Source organism: Veillonella faecalis (assembly GCF_024677885.1).
GTDB lineage: Bacteria > Bacillota > Negativicutes > Veillonellales > Veillonellaceae > Veillonella > Veillonella nakazawae.
On record NZ_JALBWL010000005.1, the window covers coordinates 64,183 to 78,203 of the forward strand.

Here is a 14,021-nt window from a genome sequence, read left to right on the forward strand (position 1 = left end):
AATATATGTTTTCTTATAAATCAAAATATTGTGTAGCCGCAGCGATGGCCGCCATGGCTGCTCTTACAGGCCATGTAGAGGCTCGTGATATAGATTTACAATCAATTGGATATTTTCAGTTTTCTCCGTTGCCACCAAGTTTGGTGTCTCAAACGGATACATTGCTACTATCAGATAGCCCTGAATATGTAGGACCAGTAGGTGGTACACTTAGTGCAGGTACAATTAATGGAAATGGTCGTATCTATTTTTACCATGTAAATGAAATGGATCAGCCTCATAAGATTGCTATCGTATTGGAGAATCAATCGGCGTATCCCAATACTGTTCATGTGATGAGACAGTTGAAATCTGTGGCTACACCAGATTATTTCGCTGCTGGTCGTGATTTATCCCGAAAGGACTTAGAGCATCCTTTAGATGAAAGTCCCAATGCGAGACCTTTATATTCGCTAAGTATTCCGCCACAAGGGCGCCAATTAATCTTTAGTGATTTGGAAAATACACCAGTATATCAAGATGCATTATTTACCGGTATCGTAGATATTAAAACAGAGGCACCAATCTTTGCTCGTGTTATGATGTTGCCTATGGGGATGGATGCTGTTGATGCATCTCATTGGGCTAAGAATTTACCTATTGATGAAATTCAGTTGCGCGGTACCTATACTGGGTCTAAGCGTAATATGGAGGTTACCACACCTTTTGATACTACATTAGGTGGTGCTTTTGTAGAAATCGGTAATGACCGTGAAGATATGTTTATCAACGGTGTAGACGAAATGCAAAATAAAGCATTTGTTCGTGACCGTGGTAACTATGGTGTTTCATATACTTTAAAAATTCCTACAAAAGGTAATGAACCATTTAGATTGTATTTTAACCCTCTTGGTGGTCCCTATTCCGGTTCCTTTACGGTAAAAGCACTTCATCAACAAGGCGCACGTCGAGGTCAAACAGATACACGAACCTATCATATTGGCGGTGCTGATGGTATCTCTGCCCTTGGGGATGGAACTATTTTAGATAGTCGCATCATGGGTAACTATAACGCAGGTGATTTATTAACATTAAACTTTATGCCTGCAGGGGCATCTAACTTGCCGATACGGTTCTTGTTAATTCCTGAATCTCTTGCGAATCCACAAAAACATCAAACTATTGCTGTTAATGTTCCTAAGGATGTAAAAGATAGTTTAGGTCATCCAACTCAAGGGACTACGCAAATTCCAGTAGGTCCTATAGGTAGTAAAGATAGCAATAAAGGTACTGTAGATACTACAAAATCCACATTGACACCTAGTAAGCAGGCAGAGAATATCGCTCATGAAGAAACAAAAAAATTGAGTGATAAAGCTGCGGCAGATGCTAAAAAAGAGGCACAACTCAAAAAAGCAAAAGATGCAGAAGAAGCATTAGCGCGTAAGAAGGCTGAAGAAGCTCGTATAGCAGCAGAAAAGGCCGAATTGGCGCGTAAAGCAGCAGAAGCAAAACATGCTGAAGTGGAGCGAAAACTAGCAGAGAAAGCTGAGGCGGATCGCAAAGCTGCTGAATTGAAGGCGGCTCAAGAAGCACAAGCTGCAAAAGAAAAAGCTGCATTAGAAGCTAAAAAAGCTGAAGAAATGCGCCAAGCAGAAGAAGCTAAACGACTAGAAGCTGAAAGAAAAGCTGAGCTTGATCGAAAAGTAGCTGAAGCACGTAAGGCCGAAGAAGAACGTAAAGCAGAAATGGCGCGTATTGAAGCTGCAAGAAAGGCTGAGGCAGATCGTTTAGAAGCGGCCCGTAAAGCAGAGGAAACTCGTGTAGCGGCAGAAGCGAAACGTCTTGAAGAAGAACGTAGAATAGAAGCGGCTCGTATTGAAGCCGCTCGTAAAGCTGAAGAAGCTAGACAAGCCGCAGAAGCCAAGGCTCGATTTGAAGCACAACGGGCAGCAGAAAAGGCAGCATTAGAGGCAAAAAAAGCTGAAGAAGAACGCTTAGCAGCTGAAGCGAAAGCGCGTTTAGAAGCACAGCGAAAAGCAGAACAAGAAGCATTAGAAGCACGCCGCGCAGAAGAAGCACGTAAAGCTGCAGAGGCGAAAGCGGCATTAGAAGCACAACGTGCAGCTGAACAGGCTGCGTTAGAAGCGAAACGTCAAGAAGATGCTCGTAAAGCGGCAGAAGCAAAAGCAGCCTTAGAAGCACAACGTATTGAAGCCGCAAGAAAAGCAGAAGAAGCACGTCGTGCAGAAGAAGCGAGAAAGGCTGAGGAGGTAAGAATCGAAGCGGCCCGTAAAGCAGAGGAAGCTCGTGTTGCAGCAGAGGCTAAACGTGCAGAAGAAGCGCGTAAGGCTGAAGAGGCAAGAATTGAAGCTGCCCGTAAAGCTGAAGAAGCTCGTATGGCCGAAGAAGCACGCCGCGCAGAAGAAGCACGTCGCTTAGAAGCAGCTAGACTTGAGGCACAACGCAAGGCCGAGCAAGAACGACTTGAAGCGGCTCGTAAAGCTGAAGAAGCTCGCGTTGCTGCTGAAGCAAAGCGGCAGGAAGAATTGCGTAAAGCAGAGGAAGCTCGTATAGCAGCAGAAGCAAAACGAGCAGAAGAACTTCGTAAGGCAGAGGAAGCTCGAATTGCAGCTGAAGCGAAACGTGCAGAAGAAGCACGTAGAGCTGAGGAAGCGCGCCGCATAGAAGAGGCTAGACGAGCTGAGGAAGCCCGCAAAGCAGAAGAGGCTCGTATAGCTGCTGAGGCACGTAAAGCAGAGCAAGCTAGATTGGCTGCAGAACGTGCAGAGGCTGAACGCCAAGCAGCAGAGGCAAAACGCATTGCTGAAGAACGTTACCAAGCTCACTTAGAAGCGGAACGTAAGGCGGAAGAAGCACGTCAGCAAGCTCTTGCGCAAGCCGAAGTTGAACGTAAAGCTAAAGAGCGAGCTGAAGCAATTCAACGTGTCAAAGAACAACAAGAAAATGCTCGTCATCGCGCAGAACTTGCACGTCAACAAATTGAGGCAGAACGTAAGGCAGCACAAGCTGCTAAAACAGGACCTTCCTTCAGTGAACTTGATGATGTACATGAGGATACACCAAGTGTAACTATTCCAAATGCTGTATCTATTGATGAGTTGACTAAACCTAGACCGACTGCATCTCAAAATACACGTCGTCGTGACCAACGGCAACCACAACAAAATCAACAATATGCACAGCAAAATCCAATGACTAATGGTCAACAAGATCAAGCTCCTTATAGTTCACAGCAAGATCAACAAAATGATGATCAAAATCCACCAAAATTATATCCTATGGGTCAGTAATATTAGCTTATAATAATGAAAATTATTTGTATCTAATTATAGATTGATTATAAGGAAACAATTGGTAAAGTATAGAGAGGACAAGCCACTTTTAAGGGTTTGTCCTCTTTTTAAAATACTTATGAACTTTTGCTTTCACATTGACTTTCAAGAGGAGATTCAGTACAATAAATAAAGAAAATGCATCCATGGTACGAGAGACCATTGCATATTACAAAACCTTTTAATTTAGTCCAGAGAGGCTGAGAAAGGAATATAGTTGAAGCGCCCCATAAGGGCTTCTTTGTGCAAACTATTTGACCTTTTGCCCTGGGCAAAAGGTCTTTTTTGTTACGTGAGTTAGGAGGAAATCATGGGACAAGTTAGCCTAAAAGGCAAACATTTATTGGGTTTGCAAAATGTGTCACCTGAAGAAATCAAATTGATTTTAAATGTGGCAAAGAAAATGAAAAAAATCGTTCTTTCTGATGATAAGAAGGTTCCACTTTTAAAGGGGAAATCCATTATTAACCTCTTTATGGAACCTAGTACTCGTACCCGTAGTTCCTTTGAATTAGCCGGCAAATATTTAGGGGCTGACGTTATTAATCTTTCTCCAAGCGGTTCTTCCATGGGGAAGGGTGAAAGCTTCCGTGATACCTTGCTAACTTTGTCCTATATGGGCACAGATGCTATTGTAATGCGTCATAGTGCTGAAGGGGCTCCTCTATATGCTACTAAAGCAGTAGATCCTATCATCATCAATGCTGGTGATGGCGCTCATGAGCATCCAACACAAGCATTATTAGATATGTACTCCATTTTAGAGAAAAAAGAATCTATTGAAGGCTTAAAAGTTGTTATCTTAGGCGATATTATGCATAGCCGTGTAGCAAGATCTAACATTTATGGCCTTACAAAAATGGGTGCTAAAGTACATTTGGCTGGTCCTCGTACTATGGTATATCCAGAGCTCGAAAAATTAGGTGTTACCGTACACCACGATATTCGTGAAGCAGTGGCTGATGCAGATGTGGTTAACGTACTTCGCATTCAATTAGAACGTATTCATTCTGCGTTGTATCCTACAAATAGAGAATATGCACGTATCTTCGGTATTAACAATGATGTATTGAAATTGGCTAAAGATGATGTAATGGTAATGCATCCAGGTCCTATGAACCGTGGCCTTGAAATTGCACCAGATGTAGCATATTCTGATCAATCCGTAATTCAAGAACAGGTACGTAATGGCGTAGCTGTACGTATGGCTGTATTGTACTTAACTATTATCGGAGGTGACGGTAGTGAGCTTGCTTATTAAAAATGGTACGGTAGTTAATCCGGCAAAAAAACAAAATGAAGTGGCAGATGTTCTTGTAAAAGATGGTAAAATTGCAGCCATCGGACAAAACTTGAGTGCTGAAGGCGCTGAAGTATATGATGCAACAGGTCTTATCGTAGCACCTGGCCTTATCGATATTCACACACATTTACGTGAACCAGGCCAAGAGGCGAAAGAAGACTTCCACTCCGGTACACAAGCGGCTGCAGCAGGTGGTTTCACACGTGTTGTCACTATGGCTAATACAAATCCAGTTGTAGATAATGCTGCTCTTGTAAGAGGCTTACAAAAACAGGCTGAGCTTACAGGTGTTGTAAAAGTAGAATTTATTGGTGCTGTATCAAAAGGCCTTGAAGGTAAAGAACTTGCTGAAATGGGCGATATGGCGGAAGCTGGTGTAGTAGCCTTCTCCGATGATGGCCACTATGTAGAAAATGCTGCATTTATGCGTCGTGCCTTAGAGTACTCCTCCATGTTTAATAAAATGGTTATCGACCATGCAGAAGACATTACATTGACTAAAAATGGTCATATGCATGAAGGAATCGTTTCCTATGAATTAGGTGTTATTGGTCGTCCTGCAGTAGCTGAAGATTTAGCGGTTGCTCGTGACATCTTGTTATCTGAAATGACAGGTGGTCACATTCATATTGCACACGTAAGTAGTAAAAATACAGTGGACATGGTTCGTCGTGCAAAAGCAAAAGGTCTTAATGTAACTTGTGAAGTTACAAGCCAACATTTATCTTTCACAGATGAATATTTACGCGAATATAACCCAGCGTTCAAAATGGCGCCTCCAATTCGCTCCGAAGATCATCGTCAAGCATTATTAGAAGGCTTGAAAGATGGCACAATTGATGCAATTATTACAGACCACGCACCACATGCGTATGAAGAAAAAGACCACGAGTTCTGCTGTGCACCAAATGGTTTCAGTGGTCTCGAAACATCTTTAGCAGCGGTTATTACTAATGCGTATGGTCCTGATAAACTTAGTATCGACCAAGTTGTGTACTACATGAGTACACGTCCAGCTGAATTAATGCGCCTTGATGCAGGTGTTCTTGAAGTTGGTAAACCAGCAGACATTACTGTATTCTCAACAACTGAAGAGTGGACAGTAGATCGCAATAAATTCTATACAAAAGGCAAAGTCAGCCCATTTGATGGTATGACTGTTACAGGTAAGGCCAAACTCACAGTAGTTGATGGCAAAGTAGTTATGAAGGAGGGCGTAGTCTTATAATGAAAGGCAAGTTAGTTCTTGAAGATGGTTCCGTGTTTGAAGGTTCCTTATTAGGTGGCGCTCCTACATTAGGGGAAGTTGTATTTAACACAGGTATGACAGGGTATCAAGAAATCTTGACTGACCCGTCCTATGCGGATCAAATTATTACATTAACATATCCTTTGATTGGTAATTATGGTACATTGAATGCTATTACTCAAGGTCCTAAACCATATTGTAAAGGCTTTATTGTAGGCGAACTGTGTGATTTCCCATCTAACTGGCAAAATGAAGGTCTATTTAGTGAGTATCTTCGTTTACACGGCATCCCTTGCCTTTATGATGTAGATACACGTGCTATTACACGTGTTCTTCGTAACCATGGTGTAATGAAAGGCGTACTTGTACGTTCTGACTACCCTATGGAAGATATTCAAAAATTATTTAAACAAGACTTGCCAACAGATCAAGTTATGCGTGTAACTACAAAATGGCAAGGTATGCGTGGCGATAAAAATGCTGAGTTCCATGTAGCTGTAATGGACTATGGTGTAAAGGAAAATATCCTTCGCTCTTTAGAAGCTGCTGGTTGCCGTCTTACAGTATTCCCTGCAGATGCTAAAGCTGAAGATGTGTTAGCAGCAAATCCAGATGGTGTATTCTTATCCAATGGCCCTGGAGACCCTCAAGATCTTGGCTATGCCGTAGAAGAAGTAAAGAAATTGTTCGGCAAAAAACCAATCTTCGGCATTTGCATGGGTCATCAAGTATTGGCGCAAGCTTATGGTGGTACAACATTTAAATTGAAGTTTGGTCACCGTGGCTCTAACCATCCAGTACAAGATTTACGTACAGGCCGTGTATATATTACATCTCAAAACCATGGCTATGCAGTAGATGATACTTCCTTACCAGACTTTGTAGAAATTACACATCGCAGTGTAAATGATGGCACTGTGGAAGGTATGCGCCATAAAGAATTGCCTATTTTCTCTGTACAATATCACCCAGAAGCATCCCCAGGACCTACTGATAATCTATATTTATTTGACGAATTTGAAGACTTAATGAGAAAGGGAAAATAATATGACCACAGAAGCAAAAAAAGTACTTGTAATTGGTTCTGGTCCAATTATTATCGGCCAAGCTGCAGAGTTTGACTATGCTGGTACACAAGCATGCCGTTCCCTTCGTGAAGAAGGTTATAAAGTAGTATTGGTTAACTCCAATCCTGCTACAATTATGACTGATACAGATATTGCAGACCGCGTATATGTAGAACCGATTAGTCTTGAATTCGTAACAGAAGTAATCAAAAAAGAACGCCCTTGGGGCTTATTGGCTACATTAGGTGGCCAAGTAGGTCTTAACATGGCCGTACAATTGTCTGAAGCTGGCGTATTAGAAGAATACGGTGTAAAACTTCTAGGTACAACTCTTGAAGCGATTAAACAAGCCGAAGACCGTGAGCTCTTTAAAGAAGCGATGAAGGAAATCAATCAACCAGTTCCTGAATCCGATATCTTTAACGATCTTGAAGAAGCAGTAGCGTTTGCTAATCGCATTGGTTATCCTATCATCATTCGTCCTGCTTATACATTGGGCGGTACTGGTGGCGGTATTGCGCATAACGAAGATGAAATGTATGAAATCACACGCCGTGGTTTGAAACTTTCACCAATTCACCAAATCCTAGCAGAACGTTCTGTAGCAGGTTGGAAAGAAATCGAATACGAAGTAATGCGCGATAGTGCAGATAACTGTATCATCGTATGTAACATGGAAAATATCGACCCTGTTGGCGTACATACTGGTGACTCCATCGTTGTGGCACCAAGCCAAACATTGAACGATATTCAATACCAAATGCTTCGCACTGCATCTGTAGAAATCATTCGTTATTTGAAAATCGAAGGTGGTTGTAACGTACAATACGCCTTGGATCCTAATAGCAATGAATATATCGTTATCGAAGTAAACCCTCGTGTGTCCCGTTCCTCTGCATTAGCATCTAAAGCAACTGGCTATCCAATTGCGAAGGTAGCTGCAAAAATTGCAGTAGGCATGACATTGGATCAAATTACAAATGCTGTAACAGGCGAAACAAAAGCATGCTTCGAGCCTACACTGGACTATGTAGTAACTAAGTTCCCACGTTGGCCATTTGAAAAATTCAATTTGGCAGATCGCACATTGGGCACTCAAATGAAGGCTACTGGCGAAGTTATGGCTATCGACCGCTCCTTGGAAGGATCCTTACTTAAAGCAATTCGTTCCTTGGAAATTGGTTTAGACCATATTGAGCTTAAGAAAATCTCTCATGAGTCCATGGAACAATTGATTGAACGTTTACATTTAGTAGATGATGAACGTATCTATGTTGTAGCAGAAGCACTTCGCAAGGGCATTAGTGTAGAAAAAATTCATTACATTACAAAAATTGATACATTCTTTATTGAAAAAATCAAAAATATTGTTAATGTAGAAAAAGCGTTAGCTGAACATGGTTTAACAGAAGACGTATTGCGCAAAGCAAAACGTTATTCCTTCACTGATTCTGTTATCGCTCGTTATGCTAATACAACCGTAGAAGACGTTCGTGCAAAACGTAAAGAATGGAACATTCTTCCAACATATAAATATGTAGATACATGTGCTGCCGAATTCGAATCTAAAACACCGTACTACTATAGTGCTTATGCACAAGAAGACGAAGTTAAACCACTAGGTGAAAAATCCGTTGTAGTACTTGGTTCCGGTCCAATTCGTATCGGTCAAGGCGTAGAGTTCGACTACTGCTCTGTACATTCCTCTTGGGCACTTCGTAAAGCGGGTTACCAATCTATTATGATCAATAATAACCCAGAAACAGTGTCTACAGACTTCGATATTTCTGACTCCTTGTACTTCGAACCATTAACAGTGGACGATGTAATGGAAATCATTGATAAAGAAAAACCAGCTGGCGTTATTGCTCAATTTGGTGGTCAAACAGCAATCAACTTGGCGGGTCCATTGGCTAAGCGCGGTGTAAAAATTCTAGGTACATCCGTAGATAGCATCGACATGGCAGAAGACCGTGAACGCTTTGATGAATTGTTGGCAAAACTTGGTATTCCTCGTCCAGTAGGTGCTCTTGTAACTTCTGATGAAGAAGCGCAAGCAGCTGCTAAAAACTTGAAATATCCATTAATCGTTCGTCCTTCTTATGTATTGGGTGGTCGTGCCATGGAAATCGTATACAACGATAAAGAACTCGATGTATACATGAAGGAAGCCGTAGTAGCATCTAAGGAACATCCAGTACTTATCGACCGTTACATGGTTGGTATGGAGGTAGAGGTTGACGCTATTTCCGATGGTACTGATGTTTGTATCCCTGGCATTATGGAACAAATCGAACGCGCCGGTGTTCACTCTGGTGACTCCATGGCCGTTTATCCAGCTCAACATTTAAGTCAAGAAATTATCGATCAAATTGTTGATTATACACGCCGTATTGCAATTGGCCTTAATGTTAAAGGTGTTCTTAACATCCAATATATTGTGGCTGATGGGGAACTTAATGTTATCGAAGTTAACCCTCGGTCTAGCCGTACTGTACCATTCATTTCTAAGGTTACAGGTATCAATATGGTTGAATGTGCAACACGAATTGCCCTTGGTGAAAGCTTAAAAGAATTAGGCTTGCCACTTGGTCTTGTACCTAACAAACCATATGTAGCTGTAAAAGCACCTGTATTCTCCTTCTCCAAAATGGGCCTTGTAGAAATTGCTCTTGGACCTGAAATGAAATCTACTGGTGAAGTTATGGGTATTGGTCGCACATATTCTGAAGCTTTGTTTAAAGCAATCAATGGCGCTAACATGCGTATCCCAGAAGATGGTACAATCCTTATGACTGTTGCAGATCGCGATAAAGAGGAAGCGAGTCAATTAGCAAAAGGCTTTATTGAATTGGGCTATCACATCGAAGCAACTGGCGGTACTGGTAAATACTTCAAAGAACATGGTGTTGACTGCAAGGTAGTTAACAAAATCTCTGAAGGTGATGACAACTGTGCTGACCACATTCGTCAAGATAAAGTAGATCTTGTACTTAACACATTGACTGCAGGTAAACGCCCTGAACGTGAAGGCTTCCAATTGCGTCGTCTCGCTGTAGAAATGGGTACACCATGCTTAACAAGCCTTGATACAGCTCGTGAAGTATTGCGCGTTGTAGCTAATCGTAAAGATGATGCTAACTACAATGTAGAAGCATTACAAGATTTTGAATTGGAGTAAAACCATGAGTGGCTATGTAGAACAGGGCGAAGTCGTTCGCAATGAGCAAATAGGCTCTGATGTGTGGATTATGGATATTCACGCACCAAAACAGGCAGCAGAAGCAAAGGTAGGACAGTTTTGTAATGTTCGCGTAGCGAACTCTACGGCGCCATTATTGCGTCGCCCTATTAGCTATGCTGGATTCGATGTACAAAAGGGGACTATTACCCTTTTGTATCGCGTCGTAGGCAAGGGCACTGAAATTATGACACATCTCGTGCCTGGTGATACATTAGATTGTTTAGGACCTTTGGGTGAACCATTTGTAACATCTAATAATATGCTACTTGTTGGTGGTGGTGTTGGTATTGCACCGATGCTATGCATCGCGTCTCACTTGCAAAACGGTGAAGAAGCACAAGTTATTTTAGGTTTTAGAAATGAAAGTGAAACCTTCTGGGCAGACTTATTCAAAGATACGCCTGTAGAGGTGCATATCACTACTGATGATGGTAGCGTAGGTAGAAAAGGTTTCCCTACAGCAATCATGCCAGAACTTATTAATGCTAATACGTTCACATCTGTTATGACTTGTGGTCCTACCCCTATGATGAAGGGTGTCGCACAAGTTGCTAAAGAGCTCAATGTACCATGCCAAGTATCTCTTGAAGAACGCATGGGATGTGGTACAGGCGGTTGTTTAGGCTGCGCTTGTGATGGTGCCGGTGGCAAACGTTATAAAGTCTGTAAAGATGGTCCTGTATTCCCAGCTGAGGAGGTGTTCTTTTAATGAGTGAACGCGATTTAAATAACACCGTTACGCCTAATCCAAAGCTTGCTGTAGATTATTGCGGGATTAAGATGAAAAATCCTATTATCGCTGCATCTGGTACCTTTGGTAATGGTCCTGAGTATGCTGGTTATTTAGACCTTAGTAATGAAGTAGGTGCTATTTCTGTAAAAGGATTAACACCGAAAGGTCGTCATGGTAATCCAGGAACTCGTATTGCAGAAACACCATCTGGTGTATTAAACTGTATTGGACTTGAAAATCCAGGGGCAGAACATTTTGTTACAGAGATTTTGCCAGACCTCAAGAAATATGATGTACCATTGCTAGCAAATATGTCTGCTGGTACGGTAGAGGAATTTGCGTGGATGGCAGAAACACTATCTGTAGATGGTATTGCAGGCCTTGAAGTTAATGTATCTTGTCCAAATGTTGCCTGTGAAGGCATGGCTTTTGGTATAGATCCAAAGGTAGTAGAACAGGTAACAAAAGCGGTTCGTAAAGTAACAGATAAGCCCGTTATTGTAAAACTTTCACCAAATGTTACGGATATTGTGGAAATCGCAAAGGCTGTAGAAGCTGGTGGCGGTGATGGGGTCAGTCTCATTAATACCATTCTTGGTATGGCCATTGATATCCATCGTCGTAAACCTGTATTGGGTAATATTTATGGTGGTTTATCTGGTCCAGCTGTTAAACCGGTTGCACTTCGCATGGTGCACCAAGTGTATAAAGGGGTCAATATTCCTATTATGGGCCTTGGTGGCATTATGACAGGCACTGATGCTATTGAATTTATGATGGCTGGTGCACAAGCAGTCCAAGTTGGGGTTGCTACAATGGTAGATCCAACGGCGATTTCTCGTATTGCTCGTGAAATGGGCGATTATGTGGAACAATATAATCTAAACAGTATTACTGATATAGTAGGTGCTGTACATCAAGGGTAGTAATAGTTTCTATTTAGTAAATGTAATGACTAAAAGTTTACTTGTACGGCTTAGATGGCTTACCATACAGATTAAGATGACAAAGAAAAGACCTAGTACATAATGTACTAGGTCTTTTCTTATGTATTGTATTGGTATCTAACATAGGGTAGGTACCAATCGTAGAAACTGTTGATATCATAATAGTAATCATATGTAGAACTTTAATTATACATAAGCTTTATAGAAATCAATAAATTGCTGTGCTACCGGAGATAAAGCATGTCCTTTGAGGGTAATAAATGCTTTTTTGAAATCTCCAGAGAATTCTGGTAATTTAATGCGGGCCATTTTACGATGGTTAATGAGTTCCTTTGCATCCATTGGAACCAAAGATACGGTTCTACCAGATGAGGCCCATTCGATGGCAGAACTCTTAGTTGTAGTGATAGCAACGGCATTGAGTTGGTCCATATCTGTCAAGCTAGATTGCATAATCATTCGCACAGAGCCGCCGGAAAGGGATAATGGACATTTTTTGATATCATCCCAAGTGATTGTATCATGTTCGCGGTCTATCCAGAATACATCACGACGGAAGATAGCATATAAGTGTTCTTCTTGTGTGAGAAGAATATCAAATTTGTCAGTGTCTACCATTTGGATGTTGGCAATTCCTAGCTCAGCATTACCATTAATCAGTTGATTAACTACATTCGTCATCAGTCCTTCATAGATTTCAAAGTGAACTGATGGATATTTCATGGAAAAGGCTGGTAAATATTGTTGTACGATTGGTGTGGAACGAGATGCAGAGGTAGCGATTCTCAACGTACCTTCAATGCGTGAATTTAATTGATGTACCGCATTATACGTAGATTCTTCAATAGAACATAGTTGTTGGGCTTTTTCGTAGAAGATTTTACCTGCATCAGTAAGTTGTAAGTTCGATCCTCGTTGACCGCGCTTGATATTGATGAGTTGAGCCCCAAATTCAGCTTCTAAGTATTTTAATTGTTTACTTAAAGCTGGTTGTGTAATATGAAGAATCTCTGCGGCCTGTGTCATATTGCCCGTTTGAACGAGGGTAATAAAATTGTGGTAGTAAGATGTATCCATAGAATCTCCCTATTATACACAAAATAAGATAAATAAAATTTATAACGAACTAAGTAATAGTAATTTCACATTTAATAAAATGGTATATATACTATAGTTATCAAGGAAAGAGAAAGAATAATGTGTTTAAAATAAACTTTCTATCCTTATCACAAATTTTTATATAATATAGTGATTAAGAAAGTAGGTACTATCATGGGCGTAGTAAAAAGAACATTAAGTAAAGCAATTCGCAACTGGGAAGCACGTAGATTAATGACTGCACATAATACAGGTCTTAGTCGTAAAAAACAACTAGAACGCGTATGGCCTCATCCATTGACTAATGAAAAACGTCACGAACTAAGTCAAGGCATAAGTGGATTAGTCCATAGTGATAACTAATTAATGTGTTTGTCAGTAAGATTATTGTTCTAGCGGTAGCACCACTTCAATAGAATCTAATATAGTACAAGTAGCAGCTCCATGACTCATGTCTTGGAGCTCTTTTTGTATGCGCTCTACATCAGTAGGAGGTACTAAAATAGTAATATCTACATGTTCGCCAAAACTTGCTTCATAATGTAGTTTTTGATCTTGCACATATCTTTCTATAGCTCCATACATGGAATAGTCTATGGTAGCCTGCAACTGAGTTCGTGTTGTGTGTAGTTCTTTAGGGGAAAGACGTAATGTTTCTGCAACGGAGTGTGAATATGCACGAATCAAACCACCTGCGCCTAGCTTAATACCTCCAAAATAGCGCGTTACTACGACGGCCACATTGGTAATACCTGTTTTTTTGAGTACTTCTAACATAGGTTTACCGGCTGTACCAGATGGTTCACCATTGTCAGAAGAGCGTTGTTGTTCTTGTTTTGGTCCTAATGCAAAGGCTGTACAATTATGGCGTGCATCCCAAAATTCTTTGTTGATACGGCCAATAAAAGCCTGTGCTTCCTCTTCTGTAGAACAAGGGCATACAGTTGTGATAAAACGTGACTTCTCAACAACATATTCATGGCGAAATTCCTTCGCTACTGAAGTAAATTCTACTATAGGGCTTATTGATTCACACATATATTCA

The 14,021-nt window shown here is 41.0% G+C and carries 10 protein-coding genes; 8 read left to right on the plus strand and 2 right to left on the minus strand.

Features of this window, described 5'->3' with window-relative positions:
- The first annotated feature begins 5 nt into the window (after nucleotides 1-5).
- The 7 genes from MOQ65_RS08875 (at nucleotide 6) to MOQ65_RS08905 (ending at nucleotide 11,857) form a co-directional block, all read left to right on the plus strand.
- Nucleotides 6-3,293: an ATPase gene (locus tag MOQ65_RS08875; RefSeq protein ID WP_257847322.1), complete on the plus strand. Its 3,288-nt coding sequence runs from the start codon at nucleotides 6-8 to the stop codon at nucleotides 3,291-3,293.
- A gap of 352 nt (nucleotides 3,294-3,645) precedes the next feature.
- A complete protein-coding gene (locus MOQ65_RS08880) occupies nucleotides 3,646-4,596 on the plus strand; it encodes an aspartate carbamoyltransferase catalytic subunit (RefSeq protein WP_105086209.1) in 951 nt (316 codons plus the stop codon).
- A complete protein-coding gene (locus tag MOQ65_RS08885; protein WP_039969456.1) occupies nucleotides 4,580-5,866 on the plus strand; it encodes a dihydroorotase in 1,287 nt (428 codons plus the stop codon). The genes MOQ65_RS08880 and MOQ65_RS08885 overlap by 17 nt, the downstream gene beginning before the upstream one ends.
- Nucleotides 5,866-6,933, plus strand: a complete 1,068-nt coding sequence (gene carA / locus MOQ65_RS08890) for a glutamine-hydrolyzing carbamoyl-phosphate synthase small subunit (protein ID WP_060924922.1) — start codon at nucleotides 5,866-5,868, stop codon at nucleotides 6,931-6,933. Before MOQ65_RS08885 ends, carA begins: the two co-directional genes overlap by 1 nt.
- A 1-nt stretch (nucleotide 6,934) precedes the next feature.
- Nucleotides 6,935-10,135, plus strand: a complete 3,201-nt coding sequence (gene carB / locus MOQ65_RS08895; RefSeq protein ID WP_257847323.1) for a carbamoyl-phosphate synthase large subunit — start codon at nucleotides 6,935-6,937, stop codon at nucleotides 10,133-10,135.
- A gap of 4 nt (nucleotides 10,136-10,139) precedes the next feature.
- Nucleotides 10,140-10,907, plus strand: a complete 768-nt coding sequence (locus tag MOQ65_RS08900; RefSeq protein ID WP_257847324.1) for a dihydroorotate dehydrogenase electron transfer subunit — start codon at nucleotides 10,140-10,142, stop codon at nucleotides 10,905-10,907.
- Nucleotides 10,907-11,857: a dihydroorotate dehydrogenase gene (locus MOQ65_RS08905; protein WP_257847325.1), complete on the plus strand. Its 951-nt coding sequence runs from the start codon at nucleotides 10,907-10,909 to the stop codon at nucleotides 11,855-11,857. The genes MOQ65_RS08900 and MOQ65_RS08905 overlap by 1 nt, the downstream gene beginning before the upstream one ends.
- A gap of 207 nt (nucleotides 11,858-12,064) precedes the next feature.
- Here MOQ65_RS08905 and MOQ65_RS08910 read toward each other — a convergent pair whose 3' ends face one another.
- Nucleotides 12,065-12,955, minus strand: a complete 891-nt coding sequence (locus MOQ65_RS08910) for a LysR family transcriptional regulator (protein ID WP_257847326.1) — start codon at nucleotides 12,953-12,955, stop codon at nucleotides 12,065-12,067.
- Between the two features lie 195 nt (nucleotides 12,956-13,150).
- Between MOQ65_RS08910 and MOQ65_RS08915 the strand changes: the two genes are divergently transcribed.
- A complete protein-coding gene (locus tag MOQ65_RS08915; protein ID WP_105094777.1) occupies nucleotides 13,151-13,339 on the plus strand; it encodes a hypothetical protein in 189 nt (62 codons plus the stop codon).
- A 21-nt stretch (nucleotides 13,340-13,360) separates the two neighbouring features.
- On the opposite strand, the gene MOQ65_RS08920 is transcribed toward MOQ65_RS08915, so the two are convergent.
- Entirely contained in the window at nucleotides 13,361-14,014 is a 654-nt protein-coding gene (locus MOQ65_RS08920) for a YigZ family protein (protein WP_257847327.1), read from the minus strand.
- Nucleotides 14,015-14,021: the final 7 nt, after the last annotated feature.

What these genes read in the sequence shown, in the direction of transcription:
- MOQ65_RS08875 (WP_257847322.1), top strand. Translation starts at nt 6, where the DNA reads ATGTTTTCTTATAAATCAAAATATTGTGTAGCCGCAGCGATGGCCGCC.
- MOQ65_RS08880 (WP_105086209.1), top strand. Translation starts at nt 3,646, where the DNA reads ATGGGACAAGTTAGCCTAAAAGGCAAACATTTATTGGGTTTGCAAAAT.
- carA (WP_060924922.1), top strand. Translation starts at nt 5,866, where the DNA reads ATGAAAGGCAAGTTAGTTCTTGAAGATGGTTCCGTGTTTGAAGGTTCC.
- carB (WP_257847323.1), top strand. Translation starts at nt 6,935, where the DNA reads ATGACCACAGAAGCAAAAAAAGTACTTGTAATTGGTTCTGGTCCAATT.
- MOQ65_RS08900 (WP_257847324.1), top strand. Translation starts at nt 10,140, where the DNA reads ATGAGTGGCTATGTAGAACAGGGCGAAGTCGTTCGCAATGAGCAAATA.
- MOQ65_RS08905 (WP_257847325.1), top strand. Translation starts at nt 10,907, where the DNA reads ATGAGTGAACGCGATTTAAATAACACCGTTACGCCTAATCCAAAGCTT.
- MOQ65_RS08910 (WP_257847326.1), bottom strand. Translation starts at nt 12,955, where the DNA reads ATGGATACATCTTACTACCACAATTTTATTACCCTCGTTCAAACGGGC.
- MOQ65_RS08915 (WP_105094777.1), top strand. Translation starts at nt 13,151, where the DNA reads ATGGGCGTAGTAAAAAGAACATTAAGTAAAGCAATTCGCAACTGGGAA.
- MOQ65_RS08920 (WP_257847327.1), bottom strand. Translation starts at nt 14,014, where the DNA reads ATGTGTGAATCAATAAGCCCTATAGTAGAATTTACTTCAGTAGCGAAG.